The organism is Actinomadura livida (assembly GCF_014648675.1).
In the GTDB taxonomy this organism is placed as follows: domain Bacteria; phylum Actinomycetota; class Actinomycetes; order Streptosporangiales; family Streptosporangiaceae; genus Spirillospora; species Spirillospora livida.
Genome location: NZ_BMRO01000004.1, coordinates 79810 through 95765 on the forward strand (window position 1 = coordinate 79810; position 15956 = coordinate 95765).

Sequence of the window (15956 nt, forward strand, 5' to 3'; positions counted from 1 at the left end):
GGGGGCCGGTCACCGGGTCTCGTTACGCTGGGGCGGGTGGCTACGAAGACGCGTGAGACATTCCGGCAGGACCTGCCCGAACCGCTCCGCCGCGACGTGCGGCTGCTCGGCGCGATGCTGGGCGACGGCCTCGTCGAGTACGGCGGCCAGGGGCTGCTGGACGACGTCGAACGGCTCCGCCACGCGGTGATCGCGGCCCGCCGCGGCGAGACGACCGGCGCGGAGGTCGCCGCCATCGTCGACGGCTACCCGCTGGAACGTGCCGAGCAGGTCGCCCGCGCGTTCACCGTGTACTTCCACCTGACGAACCTCGCGGAGGAGCACCACCGCATCCGGACGCTGCGGGAGCGCGACACCGGCGACACCGTGCCCGGCTCGGTCGCGGCCACCGTCCGGCACATCCGCGAATCCGGGGACGGCGACCTGGACGACCTCGTCGAGAACCTGGAGTTCCGCCCGGTCTTCACCGCCCACCCCACCGAGGCCCGCCGCCGCGCGGTCGTCACCGCCATCCAGCGCATCAGCGACCTGATGACGCGGCTGGGCGGCGACCCCGGCGCGTCCGAGCGCGCCGAGATCGAGCGCAGCCTCCGCGAGGAGATCGACCTGCTGTGGCGGACGGCGCTGCGCCGGACCACCAAGCTCGACCCGCTGGACGAGGTCCGCACCGCGATGGCCGCGTTCGACGAGACGCTCTTCCGCGTCGTCCCGCACATCTACCGGGCCCTCGACCGCGCGCTCGCCGGGGACGGCACCGGCGCCCGCCCGCCGGAGGCCCGCCCCTACCTGCGGTTCGGCAGCTGGATCGGGGGCGACCGCGACGGCAACCCCTACGTCACCGCGCAGGTCACCCGGGACGCGGTCATGATCCAGGCCGACCACATCCTGCGCGCGCTGGAGAACGCCTGCGGGCGCGTCGGGCGCGAGCTGACCGTCCACGAGACGACGACGCCCGCGTCGGCGGAGCTCCGCGAGGTCCTCGCCGCCGCGCGCACCGCGCATCCCCGGCTGCTCGCCGAGATCGCCAAGCGCTCGCCCGGCGAACCGCACCGCCAGGTCCTGCTGCACGCGGCGGCGCGGATCGCCGCGACCCGGGAGCGCGACGCCGACCTCGCCTACGGCTCCCCGGACGAGCTGCTGGCCGACCTTCGCACCGTCCAGGAGTCACTGGCGGGGGCGGGCGCGGCGCGGCAGGCGTACGGGCGCGTCCAGCAGCTCGTCTGGCAGGTCGAGACGTTCGGGTTCCACCTCGCGGAACTGGAGATCCGCCAGCACTCCGAACTGCACGAGACGGCGCTGCGTGAATTGGCCGCGGGCGGGCCGCGGTCGGAGATGACCGAGGAGATCCTGGAGACCCTCCGCGTCATCGCGTGGATCCAGGGCCGCTTCGGCGTCCGCGCCTGCCACCGCTACATCGTCTCGTTCACCCGCTCCGCCGAGGACGTCGCCAACGTCCACGAGCTCGCCGCCTCCCTCGGCGAGCAGGCGCCGGTCCTCGACGTCATCCCGCTCTTCGAGACCGGGGAAGACCTCGAACGCGCCCCGTCCGTCCTCGACGGGATGCTGGAGATCCCGGCCGTCCGCCGCCGGCTGGCCGACACCGGGCGCCGGCTGGAGGTCATGCTCGGCTACTCCGACTCGGCCAAGCAGCTCGGCCCGACGAGCGCGACCCTCCGGCTGTACGACACGCAGGAGGCGCTCGCCGCGTGGGCGGCCCGCCACGACATCAGGCTGACGCTGTTCCACGGCCGCGGCGGCTCCCTCGGCCGCGGCGGCGGCCCCGCCAACCGCGCGATCCTGGCGCAGGCGCCGGGCTCGGTCGCGGGCCGCTTCAAGGTCACCGAGCAGGGCGAGGTCATCTTCGCCCGCTACGGCCGGCGCGAGATCGCCGGGCGGCACGTCGAGCAGGTCACCAGCGCCGTGCTGCTCGCCTCGACCGGCGCCGTGCAGGACCGCGCCCGCGACGCCGCGGCCCGCTACCGCCCGCTGGCCGACAAGATCAGCGAGGCCGCGCGGGCGGCGTTCCGCGCGCTCGTCGAGACCGAGGACTTCGCCGCGTGGTTCTCCCAGGTCAGCCCGCTGGAGGAGATCTCGGAGCTGCGCATCGGCTCACGCCCGGCCCGCCGCAAGGCCGCCCGCGGCCTGGAGGACCTGCGCGCCATCCCGTGGGTGTTCGCCTGGACGCAGACCCGCGTCAACCTCCCCGGCTGGTACGGCCTGGGCAGCGGCCTCGCCGCCGTCTCCGCCGACGGCCGCGACCTGGCCGAGCTCCGCGAGGCGTACGGGTCGTGGCCGCTGTTCAACACCCTGCTCGACAACGCCGAGATGAGCCTGGCCAAGTCCGACCGCGCGATCGCCGAGCGCTACCTGGCGCTGGGCGGCCGTCCGGAACTGACCGAGACCGTCCTCGCCGAGTACGACCGCACCCACCGCCTCGTCCTGGCGGTGACGGGCCACGAGCGCCTGCTGGAGAACCGCCGCGTCCTCTCCCGGGCCGTCGAACTGCGCAACCCGTACGTGGACGCGCTCTCCCACCTGCAGCTCCGCGCCCTCAGGGCGCTTCGCGCGGGCGTCACCGACGAGGAGGAGCGCGCCCACCTGGAGACGCTGCTCCTCCTGTCCGTCAACGGCGTGGCCGCCGGCCTGCAGAACACCGGCTGATCCGGACCGTCCGGACCGCCCGGAGCGGTCAGGACGGCCAGACGGGCTTGCGCTTCTCGTTGAAGGCGGCGATCCCCTCGCGGCGGTCGGCCGAGAACGCGGCGGTGCGCCAGGCGTTCTCCTCCAGGTCGAGCCCCGCGTCGAGGCCGACGCCGCCGCCCTGGCGGAGGGCGCGCTTGGCGGCGCGGACGGCCACCGGGGAGTTCTGGGCGATCACACCGGCCAGGGCCAGTGCCTCGTCGCGGGCCGCGCCGGCGGGGACCTTGCGGTCGGCGAGCCCGAACTCCAGGGCCTCGTCGGCGCTCAGCCGGCGGCCGGTGAAGACGAGGTCGGCTGCCTTGGCGGGGCCGAGGCGGCGCAGGGCGAGCTGCGTCCCGCCGCCGCCGGGGACGAGGCCGACGCTCACCTCGGGCAGCCCGAACACGGCCGTCTCGTCCGCGACGATCAGGTCGGCGGACAGCGCGAACTCGCAGCCGCCGCCGAGCGCGAAGCCGTGCACGGCGGCGATGACCGGCTGCGGCAGGTTCAGGACGCCGCCGAACGCGGCCCGGAAGACCGGGCGCTGGGCCATGATCTCCGCGTCGGTCATCGCGTTGCGCTCCTTGAGGTCGGCGCCGACGCAGAACGCCCGCTCGCCGGCGGCGCTCAGCACCGCCGCGCGGACCGAGGCGTCCGCCGCCACCTCCGCGCACACCGCCGCGAGCCGCCGCGCCATCGCCGTCGACAGGGCGTTGAGCGCCTCCGCCCGGTCCAGCACGATCTCCGCGACATGCCCGTCCCGCCGCAACGTCACACCATCCATGCGAAGACCCTAACCCCCTCCCCACTTCCGTTGACTTGCGGCGTGTTGTTGTTATGGAGCGCTCCATAACAACAACACGCCGCAAGTCAACGGGGGGCGGTGGGGTTTGATGGGGGCGTGAGCGACTCACCTTACGGGGATCTCGGGCGGCCTCCCTTGCATGAGGCGGCCCTTCGGCGGGCGCTGGTCAGCGAAGGGGGGTTCTGGCGGGACGTCCGCGTCGTGGACTCGACGGGCTCGACCAACGCCGACCTCGCGGAGCGGGCCGCCGAGGGGGCGCCCGAGGGCACCGTGCTGGTCACGGAGATGCAGACGGCGGGCCGCGGCCGGCAGGGCCGGTCCTGGACGGCGCCGCCGCGGTCCGGGCTGATGTTCTCCATGCTCCTGCGGCCGGACGTGCCGGTGCCGGCGCTCGGGTGGGCGCCGCTGCTGACCGGCGTCGCCGTCGCGACCGCCGTCCGGCGCATGACGGCGTGGGCGCAGGAGGGGGAGGGGTTCCTCGCAGGCGGCGACGTCGCCGTGGACGCGCGCCTCAAGTGGCCGAACGACCTGATGGTCGGGGAGCGGAAGCTCGCCGGGATCCTCGCCGAGAAGATCGACGGGGGCCTCGTCATCGGGGTCGGGCTGAACGTCGGGCTGCGGGAGTCGGAGCTGCCGGTGGAGACGGCGACGTCCCTCGCGATCGAGAGGGCGCCGCTGAGCGACCGGGCGCCGCTGCTGCGCGCGATCCTGCGCGAGTTCGCCACCTGGTACCGGGAGTGGACGGCGCTCGGCGGTGATCCGGAGACCAGCGGGCTGCGTACCGCCTACAAGGACCTGTGCGCCACGCTCGGCCGCACGGTGCGGGTGGAGCTGCCCGGCGGGCGGACGCTGGCCGGGACGGCGCGCGACGTGGACGGGGCGGGGCGCCTGGTGGTGGCGGGGACCGGCGGGGACAGCGCGGTGAGCGCGGGCGACGTGGTGCACGTCCGGTGAACGGGGAACGGCGATCCGCGGTCCGCACGTTGACCGTCATGCTGATCTGCAACGATATGTCCCGGTACCGATCCATGACGGCGGTGTCCCGGTCCGGGGCGGCGGCGGGCTGAGGGGCGGAAGATGGCGGCCGGATTGCCGGATCCGAAGGAGATCGAAGAGCTCCTGCTCGGGGGCGAGCTGCGCTACACCCGTGTCGACGCGGTCCGGCTCTCGGGGGTGTCGCAGGAGTTCTCCGGGAAGGTCTGGCGGGCGTTCGGCTACCCGTCGATGCCGGACGAGACCGTCGCCTACACCGAGGGCGACATCGCGGCGCTGGAGCGGCTCGGCCGCCTCGTCGCCGACGGGATCCTGGACGAGGACGGGGTGATCCGGCTGGTCCGCGCCTTCGGGCAGACCATGAGCCGGCTCGCCGAATGGCAGGTCAGCCTGCTGCGCAGCATGCTGCCGCAGGAACCGAACGAGGCGCCGTCCGCGGAGGCGGTCGAGACGATCGTGGACATCGCCGAGAAGCACATCGGGGAGTTCGAGCCGCTGGTCGTGCACGCCTGGCGGCGGCAGCTCGCCGCCGCCGGGACCCGGGCGCTCGGCGCGGCGGCCACGCGGGAGAACGGCGACCCGGCCGGGCGGCCCATGACCACGGTCGGGTTCGCGGACATGGTGTCGTTCACGCAGGTCAGCCGGGAGCTGGAGGAGATCGAGCTGGCCCGGGTGGTGGAGTGGTTCGAGGAGACCGCGGCCGACATCGTCGCCTCCCTCGGCGGCCGGCTGGTGAAGACGCTCGGCGACGAGGTGCTGTTCAGCGCGGAGACGCCGGAGATCGGCGCGGAGATCGCGCTCACCATCGCGGCGACCATCCAGGACGAGACCGAGGTGCCCGACGTCCGGGTCGGCGCGGCGTACGGGCCGGTGCTGCCGCTGATGGGCGACGTGTTCGGCACGACCGTCAACCTCGCGGCGCGGCTCACGTCCCTGGCGCGCCCCGGCTCGGTCGTGATCGACGGCGAGCTGGCGGCGCGGCTGGAGAAGCGGCCGGCCTACGAGGTGACGCGCATCGTGCGGCGCCCGGTCCGCGGGCTGGGCATCATCCAGCCGTACGTGCTGCGCCGCAAGCCGGCGGCCGGGCCCGCGGACTCCGGGGCGCCGTAGCGGTCCGGGCGGCCCGGACGGGCGGTCGGACGGGGCGGTTCAGACGGGCGAGGCGCCGTCGTCGCCGGGGTATCCGGTGAGCCGCTGCTTGTAGTTCTGCTCCCCGAGCTCCCGGACGAGGCTCAGCTCGGTCTCCAGGTAGTCGATGTGCTCCTCCTCGTCGGCGAGGATGTCCTCGAAGATCCGCGCGGAGGTGACGTCGCCGCGCGAGCGCATCAGCTCGATGCCGGGACGCAGCCGGGCCACGGCCTCCCGCTCGACGGCGAGGTCGGCCTCGAGCTGCTCGACGATGGTCTGCCCGATCCGCAGGGTGCCGATCTTCTGGTAGTTCGGCAGCCCCTCCAGGAACAGGATCCGGTCGGTCAGCCGCTCCGCGTGCCGCATCTCGTCGAACGACTCGTCGCGGGTGTGCTTGGCGATGCGGGTGAAGCCCCAGTGCTCCTGCATCTTCGAGTGCAGGAAGTACTGGTTGATCGCCGTGAGCTCCGCGGTGAGCTGCTCGTTGAGCAGCGCGATGATGTCCTTGTCGCCTTCCATGGTCCCCATGCTTCCACGACCGGCGGATCTTAGACAGCACTGGCCCCCGCGATGGCGGTCTCCGCCCCTCGCGGGCGGCGCCATGCGGGTGTCCGGGGACGGTTCAGGCGGCGGTCTGCGGAGCGGTCCCTCCCTCGGCGGCGTCGGGGACGATCTGCGGAGCGGCCGGCGCCTCGGCGACGGCGGCCAGGGGCAGCGGGCCGCCGGTCAGGGCGTCCGCGAGTTCGCCGGCCGTGCGGTACTCGCTGACCATCGTGTGGATGCGCTTGGTGCACATGCCGCACCCGGGCTTGAAGCCGCAGGCGGCCTTGACCTCTTTGGCCGTCCTGCAGCCGTTCGCCAGGCAGCCGTGAACGTCGTCCTCCGTGACGACGTTGCAGATGCACACGTACATGCGGCTTCGCGGACCTTCCGTGCGGCGCTGAACCACTCCACGTGCCTGACCTGGGGAGCTTAGGGCACCCTCAATAAGGTAAGGCTCCCCTAAGGTAGCTCAGTCATGTCCGTTCTGGCCAGAGCCATCCCAATCGGTGCCGGTGTGATCTAAACCGCAGGGGGAAAGGCTCTCCCGTGCGCCGCCGCGTCCGAGACGGCGGCGCGTCATGACGAGGAGCGGGACAGTGGCGCAGATCTGGCCAGGGGACGCCTACCCGCTCGGAGCCCGGTTCGACGGCGCGGGCACGAACTTCGCCATCTTCTCCGAGGTGGCGGAGCGGGTTGAGCTGTGCCTGTTCGACGGGCCGGTCGGCGACGGCGAGGAGACCCGGATCGACCTTCCGGAGGTGGACGCCTTCGTATGGCACGGGTACCTGCCGGGCATCATGCCGGGCCGCAGGTACGGCTACCGGGTGCACGGGCCGTACGACCCGCCGCAGGGGCTGCGGTGCAATCCGGCGAAGATGCTCCTCGACCCGTACGCGCAGGCCATCGAGGGAACGGTCGACTGGGACGAGGCGTGCTTCGGCTACAACTTCGGCGACCCGTGGTCGCGCAACGACGCCGACTCGGCCGGGCACACGATGCGTTCGGTGGTGGTCAGCCCGTACTTCGACTGGGGGGACGACCGCCCGCCCCGGATCCCGTACCACGAGACGGTCATCTACGAGGCGCACGTCAAGGGCCTCACCGCCCGGCACCCGGAGATCCCTCCGAGCCTGCGCGGCACCTACGCGGGCCTCGCGCACCCCGTGATCATCGATCACCTGCGCTCGATCGGGGTGACGGCGGTGGAGCTGATGCCCGTGCACCAGTTCGTCCACGACGACGCGCTGACGAGCCGCGGGCTGCGCAACTACTGGGGCTACAACACCATCGGCTTCTTCGCGCCGCACAACGAGTACTCGTCGTCCGGGCACCGGGGCGAGCAGGTGCTGGAGTTCAAGGCGATGGTGAAGGCGCTGCACGAGGCCGGCATCGAGGTGATCCTGGACGTCGTCTACAACCACACCGCCGAGGGCAACCACCTGGGCCCGACGCTGTCGCTCCGCGGCATCGACAACGCCTCGTACTACCGGCTCACCGAGGACGACCGCCGCTACTACATGGACACGACGGGCACCGGTAACAGCCTGCTGATGCGCAGCCCGCACGTGCTGCAGATGATCATGGACTCGCTGCGGTACTGGGTGACCGAGATGCACGTGGACGGGTTCCGCTTCGACCTCGCCGCGACGCTCGCCCGCGAGCTGCACGAGGTCGACCGGCTGGCGGCGTTCTTCGACCTCGTCCAGCAGGACCCGGTCGTCTCCCAGGTGAAGCTGATCGCCGAGCCGTGGGACATCGGCGAGGGCGGCTACCAGGTCGGCAACTTCCCGCCCCTCTGGACGGAGTGGAACGGCCAGTACCGCGACACCGTCCGCGACTTCTGGCGCGGGGAGCCGGACACGCTGCCCGACTTCGCGTCCCGGCTGACGGGCTCGTCCGACCTGTACGCCGACGACGGCCGCCGCCCGATCGCCTCGATCAACTTCGCGACGTGCCATGACGGGTTCACGCTGCACGACCTCGTCTCCTACGACCACAAGCACAACGAGGCCAACGGCGAGGGCAACCGGGACGGCAGCGACGACAACCGGTCGTGGAACTGCGGCCACGAGGGGCCGACCGGCGACCTGGACGTCCTCGCGCTGCGCGAGCGGCAGAAGCGCAACTTCCTGACCACGCTGTTCCTGTCGCAGGGCGTGCCGATGCTGCTGCACGGCGACGAGATGGGCCGGACGCAGGACGGCAACAACAACGCCTACTGCCAGGACAACGAGCTCTCCTGGGTCGACTGGACCGGGCTCCGCCAGGGCATGTTCCCCGACGAGCGCGGGCCGCTGCTCGACTTCGTCCAGCGGCTGTCCCGGCTGCGGACGGAGCATCCGGTGTTCCGGCGCCGGCGGTTCTTCCTCGGCGACCAGCGACGGAAGAAGGGCGGCCGGGCCGCGAAGGGCGGGCCCGAGGACCTGCCGGACCTCGTCTGGTTCACCCCCGGCGGCACCGAGATGGGCGACCGGGACTGGACGGCGGGCTTCAACAAGTCGCTGAACGTGTTCCTGAACGGCGACGCGATCGGCGAGCCCGACCGGCGGGGCAGGCAGGTCAGGGACGACTCGTTCCTCCTGCTGATCAACGCGCACGACGGGGACCTCACGTTCACGCTTCCGCCTGCCGTGTACGGGCAGATGTGGATGAAGGTGCTCGACACCGCGGACCCGCTGCTGGCCGAGGAGGAGTCGCCCGTCGTGAAGGCCCGCGAGAACGTCCCGGTCGGTGCCCGGTCCACCCAGGTGCTGCGCCGTGTCTGAACCCGCCCCCGAGCCCGAGCCCGAACCCGCCCCCGAGCCCCGACCTGCCACCGAGCCCGAACACGCCACCGAGGAACCGCTCCCCGGCGACCCCCCTGATGAGGAGACCGTGTCCGAGGACCATCTGGCCGAAGCGAACACCCCCGACACCCCCGCCCCCGCCGAGGACGGGGCCGCCGCACCCCCGTCCGGCACCTACCGGCTCCAGCTCCGCGGGACGCCCGGGGAGCACTTCGGCTTCGCGGAGGCCGCCGCGCTCGCCCCCTACCTGGCGTCCCTGGGGGTGTCCCACGTCTACCTGTCGCCGGTGCTGCAGGCCGCTCCCGGCTCCACGCACGGCTACGACGTGGTCGACCACTCCCGCCTGGCGGACGAGCTGGGCGGTGCCGAGGCGTTCGGCGCCATGGCGGCCCGGTTCCGCGCCCACGGGCTGCGTGTGCTGGTCGACGTCGTCCCGAACCACATGGCGATCCCGGAGCCGCGGGACCTGAACCTGCCGCTCACCGCCGTCCTGGCGGAGGGGCCCGCCTCGCCGTACGCCAGGTGGTTCGACATCGACTGGGAGGCGGGCGGCGGCCGGATCGTCCTGCCCGGCGGGGGCGAGCCCAACTACCGCCGCTTCTTCGACATCTCCGGGCTGATCGGGCTCCGGCAGGAGGACCCCGAGGTCTTCGAGCGCACGCACGCGCTGGTGCTGAACCTGGTCGCGGGCGGCCACGTCCACGGCCTGCGCGTCGACCACCCCGACGGGCTCGCCGACCCGCGCGGCTACCTGCGGCGGCTGGCGGAGGCGGCCCCCGGCGCCTGGCTGCTGGTCGAGAAGATCACCGAGGGGGAGGAGCGGCTGCCGCCGGACTGGCCGTGCGCGGGCACCACCGGCTACGACTCGCTCGGCATGGTCGGCGGCCTGTTCGTCGACCCGGCCGGGGAGAAGCCGCTCACCGACCACTACGTGTCGGTCACCGGAGGCCCGGCCGACTTCGCGGAGGTGGAGCACGAGGCCCGCCGCCACGCCGCGACGCACGGCCTGAAACCCGAGATCGACCGGCTCCTGCGCGTTCTCCAGCGGGTCGTGGGCGAGCGCCGTCCGGGCCTGGAGCGGGCCCTGGTCGAACTGCTCGTCGCCATGCCCGTCTACCGCGCCTACGTCGTTCCGGGGGAGGACGCGCCGCAGCAGGCCGTGGACGTCCTGAACGAGGCCGCCGGCCGCGCACGAGCGCATCTGCCAGTGGACCTGCACGGCGACCTGGAGACGGTGGTGGACCTCGCCCTCGGACGCGGGGAACGCACCGATGCCGAGTTCATCGTGCGGTTCCAGCAGACCTCGGCTCCGCTGGCGGCAAAGGGCGTCGAGGACACGGCGTTCTACCGGTGGAACCGCATGGCCGCGCTGAACGAGGTCGGCGGCGACCCGGCGCGCTTCTCCGTGAGCACGGAGGACTTCCACTCGTACTGCATCAGGGTCGCCCGGGACTGGCCGTCCACGATGACGACGCTGTCCACGCACGACACCAAGCGGGAAGAAGACGTCCGCGCATGGCTGGCGGTCCTGTCGGAGATGCCGGCCGAGTGGGCGGAGGCCATGGACCGCTGGCGCCAGTGGGGGCCCGCGCCTTCACCGATGGAACCGGACCTCGAATGCCTGTTCTGGCAGACGCTCGTCGGCGCCTGGCCCATCACCATCGGCCGCCTGGAGGAGTTCCTCACCAAGGCGATGCGCGAGGCCAAGACCCGCACCGCGTGGGTCGACGGCGATCCCGCCTATGAGGAGGCCGTCCTCGATTACGCGCGCTCCGTGCTGGCTAACCCCGACCTCGTCACCGACCTGACCGCGTTCGTGGCGAAGCTCGCGCCCTGCGCCCGGGTCAACACGCTCGGGCAGAAGCTCGTCCAGTTGGCGATGCCGGGCGTTCCGGACGTCTACCAGGGCTGCGAGCTGACCGGGCTGGCGCTCGTCGACCCCGACAACCGGCGCCCGGTCGACTACGGGCGGCGCCGCGAGCGGCTCCAGCGGCTCGACACCGGCCGCCCGGCCAAGGACGTGGACGACGAGAAGCTGCTGGTCACCTCGCGGACGCTGCGGCTGCGCAGGGCCCACCCCGAATGGTTCGGGCCGGGCGCCCGGCACGAGCCGATCGCCTCCCGCGGACCCGCCGCCGGACACGTCGTCGGGTTCGCCCGCGGCGACGCGGTCGCGCTCGCCACCCGGCTCCCGGTGGGGCTGGAGCGCCGCGGCGGCTGGGGCCGGACGAGGGTGGACGTCGTCCAGCAGGGCTGGCGGGACGTGCTGACCGGCTGCACGCACATGGGCCCGGTCCTGGACGCCGACCGCGTCTTCGAGCACCTGCCCGTCGCGCTGCTCGTACCCCGGGAGATCGACCGGTGAGCGTTTCATGAGGTTCGAGGTCTGGGCACCGTCCGCCGGCCGCGGGGACCTCGTTGCCGGCGGCGCACGCCACCCCATGGAGCCCTTGGAGGGACGTCCGGGCTGGTGGGGGGCGGAAGTCGCGGACGCCGGGCACGGGACCGACTACGCCTTCGCCCTGGACGGCGCGGAAGAGGCCCTGCCCGACCCGCGCTCGCCATGGCAGCCGCACGGCGTCCACGGCCCCAGCCGCACGTACGACCACGACCGTTTTGCCTGGACGGACCAGCACTGGCACGGACGCCCCCTCGCGGGAAGCGTCCTGTACGAGATGCACGTGGGCACGTTCACGCCGGAGGGGACGTTCGACGCGGCCGCCGAGCGGCTCGACCACCTGGTGGCCCTCGGCATCGACGCGGTGGAGCTGCTGCCGGTCGCCGCCTTCCCGGGCCACCACGGCTGGGGGTACGACGGCGTCCACCTATGGGCGCCCCACGAGCCGTACGGCGGCCCTGACGGGCTGAAGCGCTTCGTGGACGCCGCCCACGCACGCGGCCTGGCCGTGGTCCTGGACGTCGTCTACAACCACCTCGGGCCGGACGGGAACCGCCTCGGCGACTACGGGCCGTACTTCACCAGCGCCCACGCCACGCCATGGGGCGACGCAGTGAATTTCGATCAGGAAGGGTCGGACGAGGTCCGCGCGTTCGTCGTGCAGAACGCGCTGATGTGGTTGCGCGACTACCACTTCGACGGGCTCCGCCTCGACGCCGTCCACGCCATCACCGACCACGGCGCGGTGCACATTCTCGAAGAGCTGTCGCGGTCGGTGGCGGGCCTTTCCGCGCACCTTGGACGGCACCTGTTCCTCATCGCCGAATCCGACCTGAACGACCCGCGCCTGGTGACACCCAGGGAGGCGGGCGGATATGGGCTGGACGGCCAGTGGAGCGACGACTTCCATCACGCCCTGCACGCCGTGCTCACCGGCGAGCGGCAGGGCTATTACTGCGACTTCGGCTCTATGGAGACGCTCAGGAAGGCGCTCACGAAGGTCTTCGTCCACGACGGGACCATGTCGACTTACCGGGGACGGCACCACGGCCGTCCGGTCAACGTTCAGGAGACGCCCGCGCACCGGTTCCTCGGCTTTCTGCAAAACCACGACCAGGTGGGAAATCGCGCCGCGGGCGACCGTATCGGCACCGTCCTGGAATCCGCGGGAATCTCCCCGGCGATGCTCAAGGTCGGCGCTGCGGTGCTCCTGCTCGCACCGTTCACGCCCATGCTCTTCATGGGCGAGGAGTGGGGCGCGTCCACCCCGTGGTGCTACTTCACCGACCACCAGGACCCGGAGCTGGCCCGCGCGGTCAGCGAGGGGCGCCGCCGGGAGTTCGCGCGGCACGGCTGGACCGGCGCGGTCCCCGATCCACAGGCTGTGGAAACCTACCGCGCCTCCGTCCTCGACTGGTCGGAGCCCGACCGGCCGCACCACCGCGACCTGCTCGAATGGCACCGGGCGCTGCTCGCGCTGCGCCGGTCGCGGCCCGAGCTGAACGACCCGCGGCTGACCGGGACCGCCGTCGAGTGCGGTGACGGTGAGGCGCGCTGGCTGCTGATGCGGCGCGGCGGGGTGTGCGTCGCGGCGAACTTCGGGACGCTCCCGCTGGTGCTCCCCGTCCCTGTCCCGGTCCCCGCTCCGGCGGCGGCCCGCCCCCGGCTGCTGCTCGCCTCGGATCCGGCAATTCGCCTCGACTTTGACAATTTGGGCGATTCTGTTGAGGTGTCCGCGGCGCTGCCGGGCGCGACCGTGGGCGTGTTCGGGTGACCTCGCGCGCCTCCCGTGCCGGGTGTGTTGAGAAGTGCGTCCGGGTTTCGCCGAAGAAGGTGTATTCGTGGATGTACTACGAGTGGCAAACCGCAGGTCAAGAGCGCGGCGCATGCCGGGCAATGTTCAAGAATGGTCTTACGATCGACCCATGACCTCAGTACTGCTCGCCGAGGACGACACGTCCATCTCCGAGCCTCTCGCCCGCGCGCTGCGGCGCGAGGGGTACACCGTAGAAGTCAGCCCGGACGGCCCGCAGGCCCTGGAGCGGGCGCTCGGCGGTGGTGTGGACCTCATCGTCCTGGACCTCGGCCTCCCGGAACTGGACGGCCTGGAGGTGGCCCGCAGGGTACGGGCCGAGGGGCACGGCGTTCCCATCCTGATCCTGACCGCCCGGGCCGACGAGGTCGACACCGTCGTCGGGCTCGACGCGGGCGCCGACGACTACGTGACCAAGCCGTTCCGGCTGGCCGAGCTGCTCGCCCGGGTGCGCGCGCTGCTGCGCCGGGGCAGCACCGAGACCCCGATCGTCCAGGGGGTGCGGATCGACGCCGAGTCGCGCCGCGCCTGGATGGGCGACCACGAGCTCCAGCTGACCACCAAGGAGTTCGACCTGCTGCGCGTCCTCGTCCGGGACGCGGGCAAGGTCGTGACCCGCGAACAGATCATGCGCGAGGTGTGGGACACCAACTGGTGGGGTTCCACGAAGACGCTCGACATGCACATTTCCTGGCTGCGCCGCAAGCTCGGCGACGACGCCGGCAGCCCCCGCTACATCACGACCGTGCGGGGCGTCGGCTTCCGGTTCGAACGCGGCGACTAGCTCCGCCGCCACGGCCGGGTGAGACCACCCGGGGCCTTCCCGAGAGGCCCCGGGCGCGGTAGCGCACGTCCGTGGCCCCACCCTCGAAGGAGCCCTGATGAGGCGCCGACTCCTGCTGTCGACGCTCGCGGTGGCGGTGGTCGCGATCCTGATGCTCGGCATACCCCTCGCCTACGCCGCACACAAGCTCGTCCACGAGGAGGCCGCCCGGTCCCTGGAACGCGAGGCGTCCGCCATCGCCGACGGCGTCGCCTACAGCCTGGTGGCGCAGCGGCCCCTCACCGGCGAGGTGGTCGCGCGGGAGTACCCGGGGCGGCACATCTCGATCGTCCTGCCGGACGGCCGGACGCTCACCGCCGGGCCGCCGCGGGCCGGTTCCGCGCTCACCGCCACCGCGAGCCAAGGCGGTGTCCGGGTGCGCGTGTCGCGGCCGGAGGCGGAGGTCGGCGCCGACGCGCTGCGGCTGATGCTGCTCATCGGCAGCCTCGCCCTGCTCGGCGTCGCCGTCACCGTCGGGCTGGCGATGGTGCAGGCCCGCAAGCTGACGCTGCCGCTGGTCGACCTCGCCGAGACCGCCGACCGGCTCGGCAGCGGCAACGCCCGGCCGCGCCGCCGCCGCTACGGCATCCCGGAGGTCGACCGGGTCGCCGAGGTCCTGGACCGCAGCGCCGTCCGGATCGCCGACCTGCTGGCCAACAGCCGCGAGTTCGCCTCCGACGCCAGCCACCAGCTCCGCACGCCGCTGACCGCGCTGTCCATGCGGCTGGAGGAGATGATCGACGCCGCCGAGTACCCGGACGTCGTCCGGGAGGAGGGCGCCGCGGCCGTCGCGCAGACCGAGCGCCTCGTCGCGGTCGTCGAGCAGCTGCTGTCCCGCGCCCGGCACGACCGGACGGGCGCCGCCGTCGCCTCGCCCATCGACGAGATCATCGCGCAGCAGGTCGAGGAGTGGCGGCCCATCTTCCGCCGGGCCGGCCGGGACGTGCGGGTCATCGGCGAGCGGGACCTCGTCGGCATGACCAACCCGGAGGGCCTCTCCCAGATCATCGCGACGCTGCTCGACAACTCGCTCATGCACGGCGCGGGCACCGTGACCATCCGCACCAGGCCGTACGCGAGCTCCGTGCTGGTCGAGGTCGGCGACGAGGGCGAGGGCATCCCGCCCGAGCTGGAGCCGCGGATCTTCGAGCGGAGCATCAGCGGCGGCCGCGGCACCGGGCTCGGGCTCTACCTGGCCCGCTCCCTGGCCACGGTGGACGGCAACCAGCTGAAGCTGATCCAGGCGCGTCCGGCGGTGTTCGGCGTCCACCTCCGCCAGGTCGCCGAGGTGCGCCTCGCCGAGGAGCGCGTCGTGATGGGCCCTGCCTAGAGCTCCGCGTAGTCCTCGGCGTGGGAGTCGAGCGGGTGGCCGAGGCGCGGGGACGCGGCCGCGTGCCCGTTCGCCCGGTGGATGCCGGGCCCGTCGGAGGGGAGCGCGGGCGGCGCCTCCGGCAGCCCGGACGCGGGGTCGACCGGCGGCGCGCTCGCCGGCAGGAACACCCACTTCTTGTACGACCAGAAGCGGAACAGCGACGCCACCCCGGTGCCGATCACCAGCGAGATGTTGTACGAGAGCGGCCCGGTGAGCCCCAGCACGTAGTGCGTGAAGCCGATGAACAGCTCGGTGATGACCAGGCCGACGCCGTTCAGCGCGAAGAACAGGACGTACTCGCGGCCGAGCCCGGTGCGGTCGCGGTGCCGGAACGTCCAGTAGCGGTTCGCCAGGTACGCGAACGTCGTCGCGACCACCGTCGCGACGCCGTTGGACGTCAGCGGCCCCACGCCCATCCCGCTGTGCAGCCCGTTGCCGATCACGACCGTGATGACGAACGCGATGGCGCCCACGCTGCCGAACTTCGCGAGTTCGCGCACGAGGTGCTCGAACTGCCGATGGAGATTCGCGACCAGGCTCACGAAGGGGAACCGTCCTTCCGGACTTCGGCGGTGCGCCGCGGCCGACGGCGCGGCGGCTACTGCGGAGGCATCAC

The 15956-nt window shown here is 72.6% G+C and carries 12 protein-coding genes; 8 read left to right on the plus strand and 4 right to left on the minus strand.

Annotated elements, in window-relative coordinates; genetic code table 11:
- Window positions 1–36 precede the first annotated feature (36 nt).
- Complete coding sequence (locus IEZ03_RS10155; protein WP_184888846.1) at window positions 37–2661, plus strand: phosphoenolpyruvate carboxylase; 2625 nt, start codon at window positions 37–39, stop codon at window positions 2659–2661.
- A gap of 28 nt (window positions 2662–2689) precedes the next feature.
- On the opposite strand, the gene IEZ03_RS10160 is transcribed toward IEZ03_RS10155, so the two are convergent.
- Window positions 2690–3463 (minus strand): enoyl-CoA hydratase/isomerase family protein, encoded by a 774-nt coding sequence (locus IEZ03_RS10160; RefSeq protein ID WP_184888844.1) that lies wholly within the window; start codon window positions 3461–3463, stop codon window positions 2690–2692.
- Between the two features lie 117 nt (window positions 3464–3580).
- Here IEZ03_RS10160 and IEZ03_RS10165 point away from each other — a divergent pair, with 117 nt between their 5' ends.
- Window positions 3581–4438: a biotin--[acetyl-CoA-carboxylase] ligase gene (locus tag IEZ03_RS10165; RefSeq protein ID WP_184888842.1), complete on the plus strand. Its 858-nt coding sequence runs from the start codon at window positions 3581–3583 to the stop codon at window positions 4436–4438.
- 123 nt (window positions 4439–4561) lie between these two features.
- Window positions 4562–5587 (plus strand): adenylate/guanylate cyclase domain-containing protein, encoded by a 1026-nt coding sequence (locus IEZ03_RS10170; protein ID WP_184888840.1) that lies wholly within the window; start codon window positions 4562–4564, stop codon window positions 5585–5587.
- Window positions 5588–5626: 39 nt separating this feature from the next.
- On the opposite strand, the gene bfr is transcribed toward IEZ03_RS10170, so the two are convergent.
- Together bfr and IEZ03_RS10180 are read right to left on the minus strand one after the other, a co-directional pair.
- Window positions 5627–6124, minus strand: coding sequence for a bacterioferritin (gene bfr / locus IEZ03_RS10175; RefSeq protein ID WP_184888838.1), 498 nt, complete (start codon window positions 6122–6124; stop codon window positions 5627–5629).
- 103 nt (window positions 6125–6227) lie between these two features.
- The gene (locus IEZ03_RS10180; protein ID WP_184888836.1) at window positions 6228–6518 is read right to left on the minus strand and encodes a (2Fe-2S)-binding protein; all 291 of its coding nucleotides are present in this window, start codon (window positions 6516–6518) and stop codon (window positions 6228–6230) included.
- A gap of 226 nt (window positions 6519–6744) precedes the next feature.
- Here IEZ03_RS10180 and glgX point away from each other — a divergent pair, with 226 nt between their 5' ends.
- The 5 genes from glgX (at window position 6745) to IEZ03_RS10205 (ending at window position 15298) form a co-directional block, all read left to right on the plus strand.
- On the plus strand, window positions 6745–8913 hold the full coding sequence (gene glgX / locus IEZ03_RS10185; protein ID WP_184888834.1) for a glycogen debranching protein GlgX: 2169 nt from the start codon (window positions 6745–6747) through the stop codon (window positions 8911–8913).
- Entirely contained in the window at window positions 8906–11299 is a 2394-nt protein-coding gene (gene treY, locus IEZ03_RS10190; RefSeq protein WP_229808185.1) for a malto-oligosyltrehalose synthase, read from the plus strand. Before glgX ends, treY begins: the two co-directional genes overlap by 8 nt.
- Before the next feature lie 7 nt (window positions 11300–11306).
- Entirely contained in the window at window positions 11307–13106 is a 1800-nt protein-coding gene (gene treZ / locus IEZ03_RS10195) for a malto-oligosyltrehalose trehalohydrolase (protein ID WP_184888832.1), read from the plus strand.
- 151 nt (window positions 13107–13257) lie between these two features.
- Window positions 13258–13929 (plus strand): response regulator transcription factor, encoded by a 672-nt coding sequence (locus IEZ03_RS10200; protein ID WP_131951643.1) that lies wholly within the window; start codon window positions 13258–13260, stop codon window positions 13927–13929.
- A 97-nt stretch (window positions 13930–14026) separates the two neighbouring features.
- Window positions 14027–15298 (plus strand): ATP-binding protein, encoded by a 1272-nt coding sequence (locus IEZ03_RS10205; RefSeq protein WP_184888830.1) that lies wholly within the window; start codon window positions 14027–14029, stop codon window positions 15296–15298.
- Here IEZ03_RS10205 and IEZ03_RS10210 read toward each other — a convergent pair.
- Window positions 15295–15882: a GtrA family protein gene (locus tag IEZ03_RS10210; protein WP_229808186.1), complete on the minus strand. Its 588-nt coding sequence runs from the start codon at window positions 15880–15882 to the stop codon at window positions 15295–15297. The genes IEZ03_RS10205 and IEZ03_RS10210 overlap by 4 nt on opposite strands.
- Between the last annotated feature and the right edge of the window lie 74 nt (window positions 15883–15956).

Excerpts from the sequence above, each read along its gene's own strand:
- IEZ03_RS10160 (WP_184888844.1), bottom strand. The coding sequence starts at position 3,463 with ATGGATGGTGTGACGTTGCGGCGGGACGGGCATGTCGCGGAGATCGTG.
- IEZ03_RS10170 (WP_184888840.1), top strand. The coding sequence starts at position 4,562 with ATGGCGGCCGGATTGCCGGATCCGAAGGAGATCGAAGAGCTCCTGCTC.
- bfr (WP_184888838.1), bottom strand. The coding sequence starts at position 6,124 with ATGGAAGGCGACAAGGACATCATCGCGCTGCTCAACGAGCAGCTCACC.
- IEZ03_RS10180 (WP_184888836.1), bottom strand. The coding sequence starts at position 6,518 with ATGTACGTGTGCATCTGCAACGTCGTCACGGAGGACGACGTTCACGGC.
- treZ (WP_184888832.1), top strand. The coding sequence starts at position 11,307 with ATGAGGTTCGAGGTCTGGGCACCGTCCGCCGGCCGCGGGGACCTCGTT.
- IEZ03_RS10200 (WP_131951643.1), top strand. The coding sequence starts at position 13,258 with ATGACCTCAGTACTGCTCGCCGAGGACGACACGTCCATCTCCGAGCCT.
- IEZ03_RS10205 (WP_184888830.1), top strand. The coding sequence starts at position 14,027 with ATGAGGCGCCGACTCCTGCTGTCGACGCTCGCGGTGGCGGTGGTCGCG.